We start from the raw sequence: 19,312 nt of genomic DNA on the forward strand, positions 1-19,312 counted from the left end.
ACATGCGCCGCGTCGTCCCCGGGCCGCCAGTCCTCGGCGTCCGGCGGCAGCAGGAAAGGCCCGGTCGCGGCTGAACGGAATGAACCCTGTCATGCCCGCCGGATGCGCCGATCCCAGGCCGGACAGGAACCCGACAGCCCGCTACCCCGAGGCTCGACCGCTCCCTCGCCCATGCCGGGCAGCCGGCTTCCGTTCAGTCGGCGTATTGCCCCGCCGCCTGGATGATCGGCTTCCACTTGGCGATGTCGTCCAGCCAGAATTTGTGGTGCGCCTCGGGCGTCGCCATGGCCTGGGCCACCGGCGCGGTGCCGAGCTCGGCGAAGCGCGCGACCAGCCGCGGGTCGCGCAGCGCCGCCTGCAATGCCTGGGAGAGCCGCTGCGTCACCTCCGCCGGCGTGCCCTTCGGCGCATAGAGGCCGTGCCAGACCGTCACCTCGAATGCCGGCAGCCCCGCCTCGGCCGAGGTCGGGATGCTGGGCAGCGCCGCGACGCGCTCCTTCGTCGTGACCGAGAAGACCTTCAGCGCGCCGCTGTTGATCTGCTCGGTCGTGTTGGTGGTCTGGTCGCACATCAGGTCGACGCGGCCCGAGAGCAGTTCCTGCATCGCCGGGCCGGTGCCGCGGAAGGGCACCGTCGTCATCGGCGCGTCCACCGCCGTCATCAGCAGCAGGCCGCAGAGATGGCTCGCCGCGCCGATGCCGGCATTGGCGTAGTTCAGGCGTTCCTTCTGCTTGCGGATGACGGCGATCGCCTCGGCCAGCGTATTGGCCGGGAAGTCCTTCCTCGCCACCAGCGTCATCGGCACCTCGGTGACCAGGCCGATGGTCTCGAAGCCGCCCACGGGGTCATAGGCCAGGCGGCGGTAGAGCGTCGGCGCCGTCGCCATGCCGATATGGTGCAGCAGCAGCGTGTAGCCGTCCGGGCGGGACTGCGCGACCTTCTGCGCGCCGATGGTGCCGCCGGCGCCGCCGGCATTCTCCACCACCACGGTGGTGCCGAGGTCGCGGCCCATTGCCTCGGCGACAAGGCGGGTGACCGTGTCGGTCGGGCCGCCGGCGGCGAAGGGGACGATGACGGTGATGGGACGGGCCGGGAATGGCTGCGCGGCGGCCGGGCCGGCCGCCAGGCCCCAGGGGGCGCCGAGGGCAGCCAGCGCCAGCAGGGCGCGCCGGGCGAGACGGGACATGCGGTTCCTCCTGCGGGCGCGCCGGCGCCCGGATCAGGGGCGGGCACCTCGCGCGGCACCATCCGAATGTCAAGAGTGCAATCCAGCCGTTAGCCGTTCCTTAACTCATATCAACTCCTTATTGATTGAACGGCCCATCAGCTTGCCCTTCGGGCTATTCCGGCTGGATGCCGGCCGCGCGCAGCAGCGCCACGCCGCGCGCCAGTTCCTCCTGCAGCCAGGCCATCAGCCGCGCGGGCGTGTCGATCTCCGGCGCCGGCTGCACGCCGAGTTCGGCCAGCCGCGGCGCGGCCCGCTGCGCGCCGGCGCCGAAGGCGGCCTGCAGGGCGGCCGTCGCGGCGGGCGGCGTGCGCGCGGGGGCGAGGGCGACCAGCCAGGCCTCGTGCCGGAAGGCGGGCAGCCCGGCCTCGGCCGCGGTCGGGACCTCCGGCAGGCTGGCGACCCGCTGCGGCCCGGCGATGCAGAGCGCCCGCACGCTGCCGCCGCGGATATGCCCGAGCGCCGAGGCGACCGGGTCCACGGCGAAGATCGCCTCCCCGGTGATCACCGCCTGCATGGCCGGGCCGCCGCCGCGGTAGTGCACCGGCTCGATTTCGGCGCCGGTGACGGAGCGGAAGACCTCGCCCGCCACATGCACCGCGCTGCCGATGCCGGCGCTGGCGAAGTGGTGGCGGCCGGGCTCGGCGCGGAGCTTCGCCACCAGCCCGGCGAGGTCGCGCACCTCCAGCCTCGGGTTCACCACCAGCACCTGCGGGATGCGGCCGAGATGCGCGACGCCGGCGAAGTCGCCGATGGGGTCGTAGGGCAGCTTCGCCACCAGGGCGGCGGCGATCACATGCGCATTGCTGTGGATGAGGATGGTCTGGCCGTCCGGCGCCGCTTTCGCCACGGCATCCACGCCGACGAGGCCGGAGGCGCCGCCGGGCCGGTTCTCCACGATGACGGGCTGGCCGAGGGAGGGCGCCGCGGCCTCCGCCAGCACGCGCGCGACCACATCGGTGGTGCCGCCCGGGGCGAAGGGGACGATGGCGCGCACCGGCCGGTCCGGCGACCAGCGGGCGGGCTGGGCCAGCGCCCCGCCCGGCAGGGCGGCGGCGAGGGCGAGGAGGCTGCGGCGATGCGGCATGGGGCGGACGTCTCCCTGCTTCGTTGCGGACGGAGATGGCCCCGGCCGCCGCCGCCGTCCAGCCGGTTGCGCCCGCCGCGACCCCGCCGCACCATCCGCGCGCCATCCCGGGGGACGCCCATGCAGCGCTTCGAGCTTGCCTTCCTCTCCACCACCATCGGCGCCGCGCCCAAGGCCGCCCCGGCGATCGAGGCCTGGGCGAAGGCGGGCAAGGGAAGGCTGCACGCGGTCTGGGCGTCGGAGATCGGCCTGCTCAACCAGATCCTGGTGCTGCGCAGCTTCGAGGGTGAGGCGGACCTGGCCGCGGAGCGGCAGCGGGCGCTGTCCAGCAGCAGCCCCTTCGGCTGCGGCGAGTGGCTGACGGGGCTCTCCATGGACGCCTATGCGCCCTTCCCCTTCATCCCGCCGGTGCCGGAGGCTGGGGCGCTCGGCCCGGTCTACGAGGTGCGGAGCTACATCCTGAAGACCGGCGGGCTCGAGCCGACCATGGCGGCCTGGAAGGCGCAGTTGCCGGCGCGGCTGGAGTTCTCGCCGCTGGTCGTCGCCATGCACGCCGTGGATGGCCCGCCGCGCTTCACCCATATCTGGGCCTACAAGTCCATGAACGACCGGCTGGCGATCCGCGGCGACGCCGTCGCGCGCGGCATCTGGCCGCCGAAGGGCGGGCCGGACTGGCTGGCCGAGATGCGCAACACGATCTGCCTGCCGACCGCCGTCTCGCCGCTGCAGTAGGGCGCATGGAGCCCTTCCTTTCCCTCGCGCACCTGACGGTGCTGGACCTGCCGCCGCCGGCGGTGGTCCGGGTGGCGGCGGCGGCCGGCTGCCGCGGGGCGGGGCTGCGGCTGATCCCGGTGGCGCCGGGCGCGGCGGGCTACCCGCTGCAGGACGACCCGGCGCTGCTGCGGGAGACGCTGGCGGTGATGGCGGGGACGGGCGTCGCGGTGACGGATCTCGAGATCGTCATGCTACGGCCGGAGACGCGCATTGCGGACTTCCTGCCCTTCTTCGAGGCGGGGGCGCGGCTCGGCGCGAGGCATGTGCTGGTGGCGGGCTACGACCCGGACGAGGCACGGCTGACCGCGCGCTTCGCCGCCTTCTGCGAAGCCGCCGCGCTCTTCGGCCTGACCGGCGACCTGGAATTCATGCCCTGGACCCACGTGCCGGACCTGCCGGCCGCGATCCGGGTGGTGCGCGGCGCGGCGCAGCCGAATGGCGGCATCCTGGTGGATGCGCTGCATTTCGACCGCTCGCGGAGCCGCGTCGAGGACCTGGCCGCGGTGCCGCGGGACTGGCTGCACTACTGGCAGCTCTGCGACGCACCGGCCGAGCGGCCCGCGACCACCGAGGGGTTGCTGCACGGGGCGCGGGCGGAGAGGCTGTTTCCCGGCGAGGGCGGGCTCGACCTGCCGCCGCTGGTGCGGGCCATGCCGCCGGAGATCCCGGTGAGCCTCGAGATCCCGATGCTGGACCTGGCGAGGACCGTGGGGCCGGAGGAGCGCGTGCGGCGCGCCGTCGCCGCCGCGCGCCGGGTGATGGCCGCTGGCCGCGGTTGAGACGGACGCGCTCAACCCTTCTCAGGCGGCCCCAGGCAAGCGCCGCTGGGGCTGCGCCGGGTCGGGCAGCCGTGCCGCTTGCGCCAGGCTTGTTGAACCGACGAAGGCCCGCGCGGCCGCCCGCTTCTCCGGATTGCGCGGGAGCATCCTGCAACTCTGTCCTTCCCGTGAATTCCCAACCCGCAGCTTCGGCGCAAGACAATGCGCGACACCGCTGGGATCATGGGCAATGACGCAAAGTTCCAAGGCAGCGGCTGCCGTCATGCCCCGCACAGAGAGGGTCCGGGACACGGAGACCTGGGTCTGCTGGGGCCTGGCAGGATTGCTGCTCGCCGCCTGCGCCGCCTATGGCCAGTGGATCACGGCAGGTGTTTCGCTGCCTCCGGACCTCGACAGCTTCCGCGACATCGCCGTGATGCAGGGGCTGCTGGACGGCAACTGGTTCGGCGATCCCACCACGCCGGGCACGCCACGTTATTACCCGCCGCTCGTGCCCGTGCTCTACGGGGCGACGCAATTCGTGTTCGGCGGCACCGACCTCGTCGGTTTCAGTGCCCGGGCCGCGCCCTGGCTGAACCTGATCTCGCCGGTTCTGTTCTTCCTCATGGCGCGCCGGTTGCTCGACAGCCTGCCCGCCGCGAGCGCTGCGCTGGCCGTCTTCGTCCTCCTCAACGGCGTGCGTGGAGCCTACTGGCTGTTTGGCGGCTATACCCCCTGGCCCGCCGCGCCGATGCTCGCGCTGGCCCTGTTCTTCGCGGCTGTCATGCTCCTGCGGGCGCGCGTCGCCGCAGGGCGCATCGGCGATGCGGCGCTGGTGGGCGCAGCGGCCGGGCTTGTCGGGCTCGCCCACCTGGTCCCGGCACTCCTCCTGTCCGCCATCATCCTGGCCGCGGCAGCCACGGCGCAGGGACCGCGCCTGCGCATGCTGGCCTGGGTCGCGGTTGCAGGCGCGGCGGAGTGCCTGGTGATGGCACCCTACCTCCTGCCGCCCCTGGCGACGGATGGTGTGCTGAACCGTGCCGGCGGTGCCTGGACCGACCCGGCACTGACGCTCCGTGCCGGGGCAGTGGCGAAGCTTGCGCTGCAGCACGCGCCGGGACTGGCCGCCGTCACCACTCTCTGGTGGTTGCGGCGGGACGTGCAGTTGAGCCGCGTTTCCGCCGCCATAATCGCCACCTGGATCGGCGTGCCGCTGCTCTTCCTCCTGCGGCACTATGCCTGCGCTGCACTGCCCCTCGGCGGACCCGCAGCCTGCCGGGTGTTCGTGGTGCCCGCTCACCACCCGCAGCCTGCCGGGTGTTCGTGGTGCCCGCCCACCATTGGCACCTTTACCTTTACACGGGTTGGTCCTGCCTTATCGGCTTGGCGATCTGGGAAGTCGCGCGCCGCTGGGTTGCGCAGCCGCGCACGCGATCGTCTCTCCGGCGCCGTATCGCGGCAGGCGCGGCAGCAGCCGTCACGCTCGGAATTGGCTGCGCCGGCATGGCGACCCGGCCATTCGATCGGGCGCTGCGGGACCGGAGCCTGCTGCCGGCGGAGTCGGCGATCATGGATGTCGTGGCCTATCGCTGGATCCTGGCGAACACCCGTCCGGACGCGCTCTTCGCCACGCCGGACCGGGATTGGACGCTCTTTCGTACCGACGAGGACGGCGTGACGCATGGTGGCCCCGAGGCCTTCACCGTGATGGCGGCCGGCCGCGCCCTGGTCGCCGCACCCCGGGCCTTCTCCAATCCCTTCACCCGCTGGGAACCACGCGACGCGCAGCGGCGCCGGGTGGTCGAGGCCGTCACCGGGGAAGGGCCGGCCGTGGTACCCTGTGCCGATGTCGAGGCCGGACTATGGGCCCTGCTGCGGGCAGACTCGGAAATCGTGCCCGATCGCGCCAGGACGGTGTTCCGTTCCGACGCCCATGCGGTCCATCGGGTGCTGCCCGGCGCCTGCCGGGAGACGCGCTGAGCAGGGCCAGAATGCCGGCGCCGTCGGGGCGGCAGGAAACCGCCCCGTCCGCGGCTGGCGCCCGATGCGCCTTCACCCCTCGACGTCGATCGGGGCGCCGCCCGCCGCGACGGACCGCACGATCGCCTCGAAGCACGCCACCGTCGCCACGGCCTGCTCGGGCGGTAGCGGATAGGGCGCGCCGCCCGAGGCCGCCGCGGCGAAGGCCTCGAGCTCCGCCCGCAGCGTGTCCACCGGCGCGAAGACCATGCGCTCCGGTTCGCGCCCGTCCTCGCGCAGCACCACCTCCGTGTCGCTGGTCGTCTCCAGGCTGGCGCGGTCGCCGAAGACATGGATGCGCCAGTAGCGCGGCGTCGCCCGCACCGCCGAGAGCGTGCCGGAAAGGCCACTCGCGAATTCCAGCATCACCGAGAGGCTGTCGAGCGCGCCCGGCGGCGGCTTGTGCCGCAGGAGCTGCGTCGAGACGCGCCGTGCCGGCCCGACCAGGTTGGTGAAGGCATCCAGCACATGCACGCCCGTCCCCGTCAGCCCGCCCGCCGGCGATTCCGCCGGGTCGTGCCGCCAGGGCGCGAAGTTCTGGGAGGAGTTGAGGTTGCTCGAATGCCCCTCGATGTGCATCAGCCGGCCGAGCCGCCCCTCCGCGACGATGCGCCGCATGGCCTCGATCGTCGGCAGGAAGCGGCGGTTGTGGCCGATCGCCAGCGGCACGCCGGCGGCGCGGCAGGCCTCCACCGCCGCCACCGCCTCGGCCCGCGTCAGGGTCAGCGGCTTCTCGCAGAAGACCGGCTTGCCGACCGCCGCCACGGCCCGGATCTGCAGCAGGTGCGTGCTGTGCGGCGTCGCGAGGACCACCGCCTGCACCGCCGGGTCGGCCAGCAGCGCCTCGAGGCTCGTCGAGAAGCGGATGCCGTAGTCGGCGCAGACCGGCGCCCCGGCCTCGGCACGCCGCGCGGCGCCATGGACGAAGCGGATGGCGTCGCTGCCCTTCGCCGCCTCCAGCAGCATGCGCCCCCACCAGCCGAGGCCGAGGATGCCCGCGGTGACCATGGCCCGTTCCCCCGATGCTTCGGCCGGACTCTCCGGCCGGGCATCCGGGATGGCAAGGCCGGGGTGCTGGAGCATTCCCACGCTGCACAGTCAGCGTGAGAATGCTCCAGCTTTACATTCTGAGAGCAGATTCACGCCTCCGAGCGTTTCCACTCTGCGGCGATCTGCTCTAGCCCGGCCCGGCGAAGAGCAGCAGGTTGCCGTCCGGGTCGCGCAGCACGAAGTCCTGCGCGCCCCAGCTCCGCCGGGTCAGTGGCCGGTGGAGAGCCGCGCCCGCGGCCTCGAATTCCGCGGCCAGCGCCTCGGCATCCTCGACCGTGATGCTGGCCGCCAGGTATTCCTCCCGCGCCGCCACCGCCGGGTCCAGCAAAGGCGCATCGACATGGCGGAGGTTCAGCCAGGCGGCGTCGCGCGCCACCTGGGCGTAGAAGGCCGGGTCGCCGTGCCGGAAGACCTCGGCGAAGCCGAGCGTGCCGAACCACCGGATCGCCCGGTCGATGTCGGTGACGAAGAGCTGCGGGATGGCGGCGCCGAGGCTCATGCGCGCATCAGCACCCGCACATGCGCCGCCGTGCTGTGCGCCAGCGCGTCCAGGTCGTAGCCGCCCTCGAGCAGGCTGACGACCCTGCCCTTGCAGTGCGTCTCGGCCAGGGCGCAGAGCTCGGCGGTCAGCCAGGCGAAATCCGCCTCCCGCAGCCGGAGCTGCGCCAGCGGGTCGCGGGCATGCGCGTCGAAGCCGGCGGAGATCACGATCAGCCCCGGGGCGAAGGCATCCACCGCCGGCAGCAGCCGGCCCGCCCAGGCCTCCCGGAAGGCGGCGCCGTCGGCGCCCGGCGGCAGGGTCGCGTTGAAGATGTTGCCCACCCCGCGCTCCCGCACGTCGCCGGTGCCGGGATAGAGCGGCCATTGGTGGGAGGAGGCGTAGAGGATGGAGGCATCGCCCTCCACGCAGGCCTGGCTGCCATTGCCGTGATGCACGTCGAAATCGACGATGGCCACGCGTTCCGCGCCATGCTCGGCCTGGGCGTGCCGTGCCGCGACCACGGCATTGGCGAAGAAGCAGAAGCCCATGGGGCGGCTCGGCTCGGCATGGTGGCCCGGCGGGCGGGTGGCGCAGAAGGCGCGCCGCACCTCGCCCCGCATCACCGCATCGGTTGCCGCCACCGCCGCGCCGGCGCTGCGCAGCGCGGCCTCGGCGCTGCCCTCGGACATGATGGTGTCGCCGTCGAGCGGCACGCTCTCCCCCGCGGGCGGGCGGATGCCGAGGATCGCCTCCACGTAGTTCCTCGGATGGACCCTGCAGAGCTGCTCCACCGTCGCCTCGGGCGCCTGGTCGCGGATCAGCTCGGAGAAGTCCTCCTGGTCGAGCGCCTTCAGCACCGCGCGCAGCCGGTCCGGGCATTCCGGGTGGTAGTCGCCGGGGTCGTGCAGCAGGCAGGCCCGGTGGGTCAGCAGCAGGGTGCTCATGCGGGATCCGCCCTCTTCCTCAGGACGAAGCGATAGACGCCGGCATCTTCCGCGAAGGACACCAGTTCGTGCCCGGTCTCCTGGCAGAACGCGGAAAAGTCCTTCACGCTCGCCGGGTCGGTGGCGAGCACGGTCAGCCGCGCGCCGGCCGGCAGGCCGCGCAGCGCCTTGTTGGCCTTCAGGACGGGAAGCGGGCAGGTGAGGCCCTGCACGTCGAGCAGCGTTTCCGACATTGCCCGAAGTCCAGCACCCGCGCCCCGCTGCCGCAAGGCTTGCGATGGGGCCCGCGCCCCCGCACTTTCGCGGCATGTGGCGCATCGGCATCGACCTCGGCGGGACCAAGACGGAGATCGTGGCGCTGGACCCCGGCGGGGCGGTCCGGCTGCGCCGCCGGGCGCCCACCCCGCCGGACTATGCCGGGGTCATCGGCCTGATCGGGCGGTTGGTGGAGGCGGCGGAGGCCGAGCTGGGCGTCGCCGCCACGGTCGGGGTCGGCATCCCCGGCAGCCTCTCCCCCACGACCGGGCTGGTCCGCGGGGCGAATTCCACCTGGCTGAATGGCGGCAGGCTGGATGCGGACCTGGCGGCACGGCTCGGCCGGCCCGTGCGGATCAGCAACGACGCCAATTGCCTGGGCGTGAGCGAGGCGGCGGACGGCGCCGGGGCGGGCCATGCCACCGTCTTCGCCGTCATCCTCGGCACCGGTGTCGGCGCGGGGATCGTCACCGGGGGCCGCATCCTGGAGGGCCGCAACCGCATTGCCGGCGAATGGGGCCACAACCCGCTGCCCTGGATGACCGCGGAGGAGCATCCCGGCCGCCGCTGCTGGTGCGGACGGCAGGGCTGCATCGAGACCTTCCTCTGCGGCCCGGCGCTGGCGGCCGAGGCCGATGGGCCCGGCGCGCGCGACGCCGCCGGCCTGCCCGCCCGCGCCGCCGCCGGCGAGGCCCGGGCCGCCGCGGCGCTGGAGCGCCATGCCGACCGCTTGGCCCGGGCGCTGGCGCATGTGATCAACATCCTGGACCCGGACTGCATCGTCCTGGCGGGGGGCCTGTCCAACATGGACCACCTCTACGACCGCGTGCCGGCGCTCTGGCGCGGCTTCGTCTTCAGCGACGGCGTGTCGACCCCGCTGCTGCGGGCGCGGCACGGCGACAGTTCCGGCGTGCTCGGCGCCGCGCGGCTCTGGGACGCCCCCCTCGGGGATGCCCCCGTTGAGGATGCCTGGGCATGAAGGCCGGGCTGCTCCCCGGCCTGCTCTACGGCGTGCTGGCCTTCCTCTGCGGCGCCGTGCTCGGCCCGATCCGGGAATTGCTGCTGGCGCCCGAGATCGGCGCCCTGCCGGCGGCGCTGCTGGAAGGCGTGGTGCTGGCCGTCGCGCTCTTCGTCGTCGCCCGCGTGGCGGCGCGGCGCCTGCCGCCGGAGGCCGGGCGCGACCCGCGCGCCGCCATGGCGGTCCTCGGCGTGGTGGTGGTGCTGGCGGGGGAGGTCGCGCTGGGCGCGGTGCTGGATGCCTCCGGCCTCTCGGAAGGGCGGGCGCCGCGCGGCGGCGCGGAACAGGCCATCGGGCTGGTCCTGCTGGCCTGGCTGGCGGCGCTGCCCTTCCGGGTGCGCCGGTAGCACCCTGGCCGTCCGGCGCCACGCGCCGCCGGCTTCACGTCACCGTCATGCTGCGGGACGGCGAAGGAACGTCCGGCCCGTCCTGCCGGCCTGTGGGTTCGAATTTTCGGTGCATTCCCCGGCCGCGGACCGATACGGTTTTCTCCAGGCCGCATCCCGCGGCGGAGGAAGGCTCCGGATGGCTTCACCGCTCGGGCTCGGTCGCCGTCCCCTGCTGCGGACCGTGCTGCTGGGCACGCTGCCGGGCCTCGCGGCCTGCGGCCAGCCTCAGGTCACGGTCGAGCGCGCCTATGCCGGGCCGCGCCTGCCGCAGCCGAGCCGCATCCTGGTGCGCGACTTCGCGGTCGCGCCCGATGACGTGCGGCTGGACAGCGGATTCCGCGGGCGCGTGGAGCAGAGCCTCTCGGCCGCGAGCCCGACCGACCAGCGGCTGGCGGCCGCCCGCGCCGCCGCCTCCACCCTGGCCGAGGCGCTGACCCAGGCGCTGCGCGCCACCCCGGACCTGCCGGTCGAGCGTGTCCCGCCCGGCGCGCCGCCGATGCCGGGACGCACGCTGCTGGTGGATGGCCGGCTGCTGGCGGTGGACGAGGGCAACCGCACCCAGCGGGTGCTGATCGGCTTCGGCCGCGGGGAGAGCCGCATGGCGGCGGAGGCCGATCTCCTCTGGATCGAGGCCGGGGCCGCGCCGCGGCTGATCGAGACCCTCGATAGCGATACCGACAGCGGCCGTGCCCCCGGCCTGGCGGCGGGGCTCGGCGTCGGCGCGGCGGCGCGGCGCCTTGCCACCTCGGCCGCGGTGGGCGGCGGCGTGCATGCGGCCATCGAGGGCAGCCGCGCCGACGACGCCGACGAGGCCCGGCGCATCGGCACGGCGCTCGGCGCCCGGCTGCGGGAGTTCCTCGCGCAGCAGGGCTGGATCGCGCCGCGGCAGTAGGAGGTGCGGGCCCGGCGCCTGCGGAGCGGATCCACGCGCCACCAAGCGCCGCTCAGGGCCCCGATGGAGGAGGCCGCGCGCGCAAGCCGGCCGCGGCAAGCCGGGGCGGGGGGTAATGCCCCGGAGCAGAGCACCGCAGGGTGGAGACGCCCGCGGGCGAGACGCTTCCCTGCACGGCAGGGGCCTGGAGCCTCCTCGGGCTGCAAGACCAGCGGGAGAAGGCATCAAGGACGTCGCCGCACGCCATCCGCGACCAGCGTGCAGCCGGTGACGGCCAGCAGGATGGCCAGACCCGGCCAGACCGCCGTCAGCGGCGCCGAGAACACCATCTCCTGCGCATTGGAGAGCATGTTGCCCCAGGACGGCGCGGGTGGCTGGATGCCGAGGCCGAGGAAGGACAGCGTGCTCTCGGCCAGGATGGCGCCGGCGACCGAGAGGGCGCTGGCGACGGCGATGGGCCCGGCGATGTTCGGCAGCACGTGCCGCAGCAGGACGCGCCCCTCGCCGGCGCCGGCGACGCGCGCGGCGGCGACATAGTCCAGCGAGAGCTGCGTCAGCGCCGCGGCGCGCGCGAGCCGCGCCACGCCGACCCAGCCGAAGACCACCAGGATCGCGGCGATGCGGGCGATGTCCGACGCTGCCTCGCCGCGCGGCAGGCCGAAGCGGCCGGTATCCATCGCCGCCAGCACCACCAGCAGCGGCAGCGCCGGCAGGGCGAGCATCCCGTCCGCGAGCCGCATCAGAAGCGCCTCCGTCCAGCCGCCGGCCCAGGCGGCCAGCAGCCCGATGGCGGTGCCGAGCAGCGTCGCGCCGAGCGCGACCGCGAGCGCGACGGCGAGCGAGACCCGTGCGCCGTAGAGCAGCCGCAGCAGGATGTCCCGCCCCAGCTCGTCGGTGCCGAGCGGATGCCGCGCCGAGGGCGCGGCGAAGCGGTCGAAGAGGTCCGGCGTGAAGGGGTCGTGCCCCAGCCAGGATTGCAGGAGGGGCGCCAGCAGCGCGCCAAGCGCGAGCGTGCCGAGCAGCGTGAGGCCGAGCCTGAGCCGCATCAGCGCGCGAGCCGCGGGTCGATCAACCGCTGCGCCAGGTCGGCCGCGAGCGTCGCCAGCATGGTCACCAGCGCCGCCAGCAGCAGGGCGAGCAGGGCGAGGTTGTAGTCGTTGCCCATGACGGCGTCGTAGATCAGCTTGCCCATGCCGGGGCGGGCGAAGATCTGCTCCGTCACCAGCGCGCCGGAGACAAGGGCGCCGGCATCCAGCGCCAGGATGGTCACCACCGGGATCGCGGCATTGGGGAAGGCGTGGCGCCAGAGGATCGCGCGCTCCGGGAGGCCCTTCATCCGCGCGGTGCGGATGTAGTCGGCGCCGAGCTCGGCCTGCATCGCCGCCATGGCGTGGCGGGCATAGGCGGCGAGGTTGGCGGTGGCGAGCGTCGCCACCGGCAGCAGCAGGAAGCGCAGGCTCTCCAGCGCGCCCGGTGCCTCCGGCAGGCCACCCGCCGGCAGCCAGCCGAGTTCGACCGCGAAGAGGATGATGAGCAGGATGCCGAGCCAGAAGGTCGGCATGGACTGCGCCAGGATGGCGGCGGCATCCACCGCCGGCGCCGCCGCCCGCCGCGCCGCGCCCCAGGCGCCGAGCAGCACGCCGAGGCCGGCCGAGAGCAGCAGCGACCAGCCGAGCAGGACGAGGGTGGAGCCGAGCGCCGGCCAGAGCACTTGCGCCGCCGGCACGGCGAAGAGCCGGGAATGGCCGAACTCCCCCCGCAGCACCGCGCCGGCCCAGGCGAGGTAGCGACGGTGCAGCGGCACATCGAGCCCGTGCAGCGCCCGCAGCCGCGCCGCATCCGCCGCGGTGAGCTGCGGGTCGGCCATCAGGGCGAGGTCCACCGGATCCCCGGGCATCAGCCCCATGACGAGCCAGGTGGCGGCGGAGAGCAGGACCAGGGTGACCGCGATCTGCAGGAGGCGGCCGAGGATGAGGCGCGGCATCGGCCGGCAGGCTAGCCCGGAAGCCCGCCCGGGACGAAACCTGGCCGGGCCGGAGGAGCGCGGAGACGCCCGTAGGCATGGATCCGCCCCGCAAAGCCTGTAGGCTGCGGGCCAAGAGGATCGTCCGGAGGAGGAGCCCATGACGGCCCCCGTCACCCTGCAGGTCAATGGCCGCACCGCGACCGTCGCGGCCGAGCCCGACACCCCCCTGCTCTATGTCCTGCGCAACGACCTGGCGCTGAACGGCGCCAAGTTCGGCTGCGGCCTCGGCCAGTGCGGCGCCTGCACGGTGCTGGTGGACGGGCAGCCGGTGCGCTCCTGCATCACCGAACTGGCCTCGGTCGCCGGGCGCAGCGTGACGACGCTCGAGGGGCTCGGCACGCTCGACAACCTGCATCGGCTGCAGCGCGCCTTCATCGCCGAGCAGGCGGCGCAGTGCGGCTACTGCATCCCCGGCATGATCATGGAGGCGAAGGCGCTGCTGGACCGCCGCGCGGAGCCGACCGAGCCCGAAATCCGCGACGCGCTCTCCGACCATCTCTGCCGCTGCGGCACCCACAACCGGATCGTCGCCGCGGTGCAGCGCGCGGTGCGGGAGGGCTGAGCCATGCAGGGCATGATCACCCGCCGCGGTCTCGGCGCCGGCGCCGCCGGCCTGACGCTGCTGTTCAGCCTGGCGCCGGCCGGGGCGCAGCCGCGCCGGCTGCCGGGCAGCCTCGATACCAACCGCCGCCTCGATGCCTGGCTGCGCATCGACCCCGCGGGCACGGTGACCGTCTGCACCGGCAAGGTGGAGATTGGCCAGGGCGCCGTGACGGCGCTGATGCAGATCGCGGCGGAGGAGCTGGATGTCTCGCCCGCCCGCATCCGCATGATCTCCGGCGACACCGCGCGCACGCCGGACGAGGGCTTCACCGCCGGCAGCCAGTCCATGGAATATGGCGGCATCGCGCTCCGCTACGCCGGCGCAGAGGCGCGGGCGATCCTGCTCGGCCTCGCCGCCGAGAGGCTGGGCGTGCCGGCGGCCTCGCTGACGGTGGAGGACGGCAGCATCCGCACGCCGGGCGGCGCGGGCACCACCTACTGGGCGGTGGCCGAGGCCAACAGCCTGGCCAGGGAGGCGACGGCGAGCGTGGCGCCGAAGCCGCCCGGCCAGTACCGGATCGTCGGCACCTCCCACCCGCGGCTCGACATCCCGGCCAAGGTCACGGGCGGCGCGATCTACGTGCAGGACATGCGCCTGCCCGGCATGCTGTTCGGCCGCATCGCCCGGCCGCCGAGCTACCAGGCGAAGCTCGTCTCCGTCGACCTCGACGCCGTGCGCGCCCTGCCCGGCGTGGTGGCGGTGGTGCGGGACGGCCGCTTCCTCGGCGTCGTCGCGGAGCGCGAGGAACAGGCGATCAAGGCGCGGAAGGCGCTGCGCGAGGCCGCGCGCTGGGAGGTGCCGGCGGCGCTGCCCGACCCGGCCCGGCTGCACGAGACGTTGCGCGGGCTGAAGACCGATGACACCGTACCGTCGGAGAAGAAGGGCGAGGCGCCGCCCGCGGTGCGGCGCTTCGCGGCGACCTATACCAAGCGCTACTTCGCGCATGCCTCGATCGGACCCTCGGCCGCCGTCGCGCTCCATGCCGCGGATGGCGCCAGCCTGCAGGTCTGGTCGCATAGCCAGGGCGTCTTTCCGCTCAAGCGCGACCTGGTCCGCGTGCTGAAGCTGCCGGAGGCGGCGGTGACGGTGACGCATGCGCAGAATGCCGGCTGCTACGGCCACAACGGCGCCGACGATGCGGCGCTGGACGCGGCACTGCTGGCCCGCGCCGTGCCGGGGCGGCCGGTGAAGCTGCAATGGATGCGCGACGACGAGTTCCAGTGGGAGCCCTACAACCCGGCGATGGAGATGCACCTCGCGGCCGGGCTCTCGGCCGAGGGCCGCATCGTCGAATGGACGCACGAGGTCTGGAGCAACCACCACAACAACCGGCCGCTGAACCCGAAGGAGGGCTCGAACCTGCTGGCGAGCTGGCACCTCGCCGAGCCGCACCCGATGGTCTATCCGCGCGCCCTGCCGCAGCCGAACGGCGCGGGCGACCGCAACGCGGTGCCGCTCTACGACTTCCCGAACCAGCGCATCGTCCACCACCTGATTCCGGAGATGCCGGTGCGGACCTCGGCGCTGCGCACGCTCGGCGCCTATGCCAATGTCTTCGCCCTCGAATCCTTCATGGAGGAACTGGCCGCGGCAGCCGGCGCCGACCCGGTGGAGTTCCGCCTGCGGCACCTGAAGGACCCGCGGGCGCGCGCCGTCATCGAGGCCGCTGCGAAGCTGGCGGCGGAGGATGCGGGCGAGCTGCCGCGCGGCTTCGGCTTCGCCAAGTACAAGAACGTCGCCGCCTATGTCGCCTGCGTCGCGGAGGTCTCGCTGGACCGCGCCACCGGCGCGGTGCGGGTGCCGCGGGTCTGGGCGGCGGTGGATGCCGGGCAGGTCATCACCCCCGATGGCCTCAGGAACCAGATCGAGGGCGGGATCATCCAGGCCACGAGCTGGACGCTGAAGGAGGATGTGCTCTTCGACCCGCAGGGCATCCTCTCGAAGGATTGGGGCGACTACCCGATCCTGACCTTCCCCGAAGTGCCGAAGATCCGCACCGTGCTGCTGAACCGGCCGGAGGAGCCGCCGCTCGGCGCCGGGGAGGCGAGCCAGGCGCCGGTCTGCGCCGCCATCGCCAATGGCCTCACGCGCGCCATCGGCCGGCCGATCCGCGCCCTGCCCTACACCGCCGAGCGGGTGAAGGCGGCGCTGGCCTGACCCGGCCGGCCGCGCGGGGGACCGTTGCGGCCGGGGCCGGCGTGCGGCGGGGCACAGACCGGGCGCGCCTTCCGGCGGCGGAATCCGCCCCGGCCCGGAGGCGGTGCCGCGGCTTGCGCGGGCGCCGCACCCTCTCCCCTGCCTTCGGCCGCCCGTCCGCCCCGCGCCGAGGAGCCGCACCATGCCCGATGGCGAGCCCCGCCTGCCCCGACGCCATCTGCTCAAGACCCTGGCCGCCTGTCTCTCGCTCGCGGTGCTGTCCGGCGCCCCGGCGCCGGCCCGCGCCCAGGCGGGATTCGGCGACGACCGGGTGATGCTGCAGGGCTTCTACTGGGAGTCCTATCGCCACGGCCATGCGGACCTGCCCGGCTATGGCGACCGGCACTGGTACCGGATCCTCCTCGACGAGGCCGGCGCCATCCGCGACGGGCGCTTCGACCTGGTCTGGCTGCCGCCGCCCTCCTTCGCCGGCGACCGCAGCGCCGGCTACAACCCGAAGGAATACTGGCGGCTGGACAACAGCTACGGCAGCGTCGAGGAGCACCGCGCCATGCTCGTCGCGCTGCTGCAGGCCGGGGTGGAGCCGGTGGCGGACATCGTCATCAACCACCGCGACGGCTCAACCCGCTGCGCCGATTTCCGCAACCCGGCCTGGGACACCCGCGCCATCACCCGCGACGACGAGGGATTCAGCAACCCGAATTGCGAGATCTACCAGACGCCGGTGGCGCAGCGCGGCGCGCCGGAGGAGGTGCCGGACTATGCCTCCCCGCCCCCGGGCGGGACGACATATGCCTATGATTCCTTCCGCGACCTCGACCACACCAACCCGCAGGTGCGGCGTGACATCATCAAGTATCTCAGGTCGCTGCAGAGCCTGGGCTATCGCGGCTGGCGCTACGACATGGTGCATGGCTATCACGCGCGCTGGCTGGCGCTCTACAACCGCGCGACCACGCCGACCTTCTCCGTAGGCGAGTACGACTGGGGCGCGCAGGCGGCGCAGCGCGGCTGGATCTGGAACACCGCGACCAGCCCCGGCCGGATGGAGACGGCGAGCAGCGTCTTCGACTTCTCCACCATGTTCACGCTGAAGGACAACAAGGGCCGCTACGAGGCCTGGTACGGCCCGGGCGGCCGCGGCATCGGCCTGGTCGGCGACAACACGAATGGCCAGCCCTGGCGCAACCGGGCCGTGACCTTCCTCGAGAACCACGACACCGGCTACCGCACCAACGAGGACGGCACGCCGCAGCGGGACCACGCGCTCGACAGCTTCGCCAATGGCTGGGAGGTGGAGCAGGCCTATGCCCAGGTCCTGACGCATCCCGGCCTGCCGACCGTCTACTGGAAGCACTATTTCGACTGGGGCCCCGACCTCCGGGCGAAGATCCGCGCCCTGGTCAATGCACGCAAGGTCGCCGGCGTGCATGCGGGCAGCGAGGTGAGCCTGCAGGCCAATGCGCGGGAGGCCGGCGTCTATGCCGCGCGCGTCGCCGGGCGGAACGGCATGCTCTATGTCCGGGTCGGCGGCGAGGATGCGCAGTGGCAGCCCTCGGCCTCCGGCTATGCGGATTACCGCGAATATGCCGCAGGCGCGGGCTGGCGCGTCTGGGTGGCGCTGCCGGGCAACCCGGCGGTGCAGCAGGCGGCGACGCGGCCGGCCCTGCCGGTCCCGGACTACCGCCCGGCCGCGGGGATCGAGGTGCCGGACACGCTGGTGGGCGACTGAGCCCGATGCGGTCCGCCTGCCCCGGCACCGGGGCAGGCGCTTCGCTCAGGCATCCATCTTGAGGGCGGCGATGAAGGCGCTTTGCGGGATCTCGACCTTGCCGAATTGCCGCATGCGCTTCTTGCCCTCCTTCTGCTTCTCGAGAAGTTTCCTTTTGCGCGTGATGTCGCCGCCGTAGCACTTGGCGGTGACGTCCTTCGACAGGGCGCTGATGGTCTCGCGCGCGATGACGCGGCCGCCGATCGCCGCCTGGATCGGGATCTTGAAGAGCTGGCGGGGGATCAGCTCCTTCAGCTTCTCGCAGATGGAGCGGCCGCGCCGCTCCGCCTGGCTGCGATGCGCCATGAAGCTCAGCGCATCCACCGGCTCGTTGTTCACCAGGATGCTGATCTTCACCAGGTCGCCCGGCTCGTAGCCGTCCATGGCGTAATCGAAGCTGGCATAGCCGCGCGAGACCGACTTCAGCCGGTCGTAGAAGTCGAAGACCACCTCGTTCAGCGGCAGGCGGTAGACGGCCATGGCGCGGCTGCCAACATAGGTCAGCTCCACCTGCTGGCCGCGCCGCTCGTTGCAGAGCGTCAGCACGGCGCCGAGATAGTCGTCGGGGACCATGATGGTCGCCTTGATCCAGGGCTCCTGGATCTCCTCGATGATGCTGCCATCCGGCATGTCGGCCGGGTTGTGCAGGTCCATCGTCTCGCCATTGGTCTTGGTGATCTTGTAGACCACGGAGGGCGCGGTCGCGATCAGGTCGAGGTCGAACTCGCGGCTGAGCCGCTCCTGCACGATCTCGAGGTGCAGCAGGCCGAGGAAGCCGCAGCGATAGCCGAAGCCGAGGGCGGCGGAGGTCTCCGCCTCGTAGTGGAAGCTGCTGTCGTTCAGCCGGAGCTTGGCGAGGCTCTCCCGCAGCTTCTCGAAATCGTCGGCATCGACGGGGTAGAGGCCGCACCAGACCACGGGGATGCTGGGTTTGAAGCCCGGCAGCGGCTCGGAGGCCGGGTTGCGGTCGTCGGTGAGGGTGTCGCCCACATTGGTGTCGGCCACCGTCTTGATGGCGGCGGTGACGTAGCCCATCTCGCCCGGCCCGAGGCTCTCGACCGGGATCATCTTCGGCGCGAAGACGCCGACCTGCTCGATGGTGTGGACCGCGCCGGTCGACATCATGCGGACCTTCTGGCCCTTCCGCAGGTGCCCGTCCTTGATCCGCACCAGCACCACCACGCCGAGATAGGCGTCGTACCAGCTATCGACCAGCAGCGCCTTGGTCGTTGCGTTCGGCTCGCCCTTCGGCGCGGGCAGGCGGGTGACGATCGCTTCCAGCACGCCCTCGATGTTCAGGCCCGTCTTGGCGCTGATCTCGACGGCGTCCGAGGCGTCGAGGCCGATCACGTCCTCGATCTGCTGCTTCACCCGCTCCGGCTCGGCGGCCGGCAGGTCGATCTTGTTCAGGACCGGGACGATCTCGTGGTTCGCGTCCAGCGCCTGGTAGACATTCGCCAGGGTCTGCGCCTCCACGCCCTGGGAGGCATCGACGACCAGCAGCGACCCCTCGCAGGCGGCGAGGCTGCGGCTCACCTCATAGGCGAAGTCCACATGGCCGGGCGTGTCCATCAGGTTCAGGGTATAGGTCTTGCCGTCCTTCGCCTGATAGGCCAGCCGGACGGTCTGGGCCTTGATGGTGATGCCCCGCTCCCGCTCGAGCTCCATGTTGTCGAGGAGCTGTTCCTTCATCTCCCGCGCCGTGACCGCGCCGGTGTTCTGGATCAGCCGGTCGGCCAGGGTGGATTTCCCGTGGTCGATATGGGCGATGATGGAGAAATTGCGGATCAGGTCGAGCGGGGTGTCGGGCATGGGGGTTCCGGCGGCCGAAGTGGGGCCTGGGGGGCGCCCGGCCATTCGCT

Annotated in this window: 19 protein-coding genes; 10 read left to right on the top strand and 9 right to left on the bottom strand. The window is 73.0% G+C overall.

Annotated elements, in window-relative coordinates; all coding sequences use genetic code 11:
• Window positions 1-193: 193 nt before the first annotated feature.
• Both Q7A36_RS16395 and Q7A36_RS16400 read right to left on the bottom strand, forming a co-directional pair.
• Window positions 194-1,186 carry a tripartite tricarboxylate transporter substrate-binding protein gene (locus tag Q7A36_RS16395; protein ID WP_305104801.1) on the bottom strand — a complete coding sequence of 331 codons (993 nt, stop codon included), beginning with the start codon at window positions 1,184-1,186 and terminating at the stop codon, window positions 194-196.
• 154 nt (window positions 1,187-1,340) lie between these two features.
• A complete protein-coding gene (locus tag Q7A36_RS16400; RefSeq protein ID WP_305104802.1) occupies window positions 1,341-2,312 on the bottom strand; it encodes a Bug family tripartite tricarboxylate transporter substrate binding protein in 972 nt (323 codons plus the stop codon).
• A 120-nt stretch (window positions 2,313-2,432) separates the two neighbouring features.
• Between Q7A36_RS16400 and Q7A36_RS16405 the strand changes: the two genes are divergently transcribed.
• The 4 genes from Q7A36_RS16405 to Q7A36_RS16420 all read left to right on the top strand — a co-directional run bounded on the left by Q7A36_RS16405 (window position 2,433) and on the right by Q7A36_RS16420 (window position 5,824).
• The gene (locus Q7A36_RS16405) at window positions 2,433-3,044 is read left to right on the top strand and encodes an NIPSNAP family protein (protein WP_305104803.1); all 612 of its coding nucleotides are present in this window, start codon (window positions 2,433-2,435) and stop codon (window positions 3,042-3,044) included.
• Window positions 3,045-3,049: 5 nt separating this feature from the next.
• Window positions 3,050-3,865, top strand: coding sequence for a sugar phosphate isomerase/epimerase family protein (locus Q7A36_RS16410; protein WP_305104804.1), 816 nt, complete (start codon window positions 3,050-3,052; stop codon window positions 3,863-3,865).
• A gap of 322 nt (window positions 3,866-4,187) precedes the next feature.
• Window positions 4,188-5,522, top strand: a complete 1,335-nt coding sequence (locus Q7A36_RS16415; RefSeq protein WP_305104805.1) for a hypothetical protein — start codon at window positions 4,188-4,190, stop codon at window positions 5,520-5,522.
• Window positions 5,519-5,824 carry a hypothetical protein gene (locus Q7A36_RS16420; RefSeq protein WP_305104806.1) on the top strand — a complete coding sequence of 102 codons (306 nt, stop codon included), beginning with the start codon at window positions 5,519-5,521 and terminating at the stop codon, window positions 5,822-5,824. The genes Q7A36_RS16415 and Q7A36_RS16420 overlap by 4 nt, the downstream gene beginning before the upstream one ends.
• 72 nt (window positions 5,825-5,896) lie before the next feature.
• Here Q7A36_RS16420 and Q7A36_RS16425 read toward each other — a convergent pair whose 3' ends face one another.
• The 4 genes from Q7A36_RS16425 to Q7A36_RS16440 form a co-directional block, all read right to left on the bottom strand.
• Window positions 5,897-6,871: a Gfo/Idh/MocA family protein gene (locus tag Q7A36_RS16425; RefSeq protein WP_305104807.1), complete on the bottom strand. Its 975-nt coding sequence runs from the start codon at window positions 6,869-6,871 to the stop codon at window positions 5,897-5,899.
• A gap of 169 nt (window positions 6,872-7,040) precedes the next feature.
• Entirely contained in the window at window positions 7,041-7,412 is a 372-nt protein-coding gene (locus Q7A36_RS16430) for a VOC family protein (protein ID WP_305104808.1), read from the bottom strand.
• A complete protein-coding gene (locus tag Q7A36_RS16435; RefSeq protein WP_305104809.1) occupies window positions 7,409-8,338 on the bottom strand; it encodes a histone deacetylase family protein in 930 nt (309 codons plus the stop codon). Before Q7A36_RS16435 ends, Q7A36_RS16430 begins: the two co-directional genes overlap by 4 nt.
• Complete coding sequence (locus Q7A36_RS16440; RefSeq protein ID WP_305104810.1) at window positions 8,335-8,571, bottom strand: sulfurtransferase TusA family protein; 237 nt, start codon at window positions 8,569-8,571, stop codon at window positions 8,335-8,337. Before Q7A36_RS16440 ends, Q7A36_RS16435 begins: the two co-directional genes overlap by 4 nt.
• Before the next feature lie 44 nt (window positions 8,572-8,615).
• Here Q7A36_RS16440 and Q7A36_RS16445 point away from each other — a divergent pair, with 44 nt between their 5' ends.
• The 3 genes from Q7A36_RS16445 (at window position 8,616) to Q7A36_RS16455 (ending at window position 10,892) form a co-directional block, all read left to right on the top strand.
• On the top strand, window positions 8,616-9,572 hold the full coding sequence (locus Q7A36_RS16445) for an ROK family protein (RefSeq protein ID WP_305104811.1): 957 nt from the start codon (window positions 8,616-8,618) through the stop codon (window positions 9,570-9,572).
• Entirely contained in the window at window positions 9,569-9,958 is a 390-nt protein-coding gene (locus Q7A36_RS16450) for a hypothetical protein (protein ID WP_305104812.1), read from the top strand. The genes Q7A36_RS16445 and Q7A36_RS16450 overlap by 4 nt, the downstream gene beginning before the upstream one ends.
• Window positions 9,959-10,136: 178 nt before the next feature.
• Window positions 10,137-10,892 carry a DUF4410 domain-containing protein gene (locus Q7A36_RS16455; RefSeq protein WP_305104813.1) on the top strand — a complete coding sequence of 252 codons (756 nt, stop codon included), beginning with the start codon at window positions 10,137-10,139 and terminating at the stop codon, window positions 10,890-10,892.
• A gap of 224 nt (window positions 10,893-11,116) precedes the next feature.
• Here the strand turns inward: Q7A36_RS16455 and Q7A36_RS16460 are convergent, their stop codons facing one another.
• Both Q7A36_RS16460 and Q7A36_RS16465 read right to left on the bottom strand, forming a co-directional pair.
• The gene (locus Q7A36_RS16460) at window positions 11,117-11,938 is read right to left on the bottom strand and encodes an ABC transporter permease (protein ID WP_305104814.1); all 822 of its coding nucleotides are present in this window, start codon (window positions 11,936-11,938) and stop codon (window positions 11,117-11,119) included.
• Window positions 11,938-12,876, bottom strand: a complete 939-nt coding sequence (locus Q7A36_RS16465; RefSeq protein WP_305104815.1) for an ABC transporter permease — start codon at window positions 12,874-12,876, stop codon at window positions 11,938-11,940. Before Q7A36_RS16465 ends, Q7A36_RS16460 begins: the two co-directional genes overlap by 1 nt.
• Before the next feature lie 139 nt (window positions 12,877-13,015).
• Between Q7A36_RS16465 and Q7A36_RS16470 the strand changes: the two genes are divergently transcribed.
• The 3 genes from Q7A36_RS16470 (at window position 13,016) to Q7A36_RS16480 (ending at window position 17,411) form a co-directional block, all read left to right on the top strand.
• Window positions 13,016-13,480, top strand: a complete 465-nt coding sequence (locus Q7A36_RS16470; protein WP_305104816.1) for a (2Fe-2S)-binding protein — start codon at window positions 13,016-13,018, stop codon at window positions 13,478-13,480.
• A gap of 3 nt (window positions 13,481-13,483) precedes the next feature.
• Entirely contained in the window at window positions 13,484-15,679 is a 2,196-nt protein-coding gene (locus tag Q7A36_RS16475) for a xanthine dehydrogenase family protein molybdopterin-binding subunit (protein ID WP_305104817.1), read from the top strand.
• Window positions 15,680-15,860: 181 nt separating this feature from the next.
• Complete coding sequence (locus tag Q7A36_RS16480; protein ID WP_305104818.1) at window positions 15,861-17,411, top strand: alpha-amylase C-terminal beta-sheet domain-containing protein; 1,551 nt, start codon at window positions 15,861-15,863, stop codon at window positions 17,409-17,411.
• 45 nt (window positions 17,412-17,456) lie between these two features.
• Here Q7A36_RS16480 and lepA read toward each other — a convergent pair whose 3' ends face one another.
• Window positions 17,457-19,262 (bottom strand): translation elongation factor 4, encoded by a 1,806-nt coding sequence (gene lepA, locus Q7A36_RS16485; protein ID WP_305104819.1) that lies wholly within the window; start codon window positions 19,260-19,262, stop codon window positions 17,457-17,459.
• Window positions 19,263-19,312 lie beyond the last annotated feature (50 nt).

Origin of the sequence: Paracraurococcus lichenis (genome assembly GCF_030657435.1) — a bacterium.
Lineage (GTDB): Bacteria > Pseudomonadota > Alphaproteobacteria > Acetobacterales > Acetobacteraceae > Paracraurococcus > Paracraurococcus lichenis.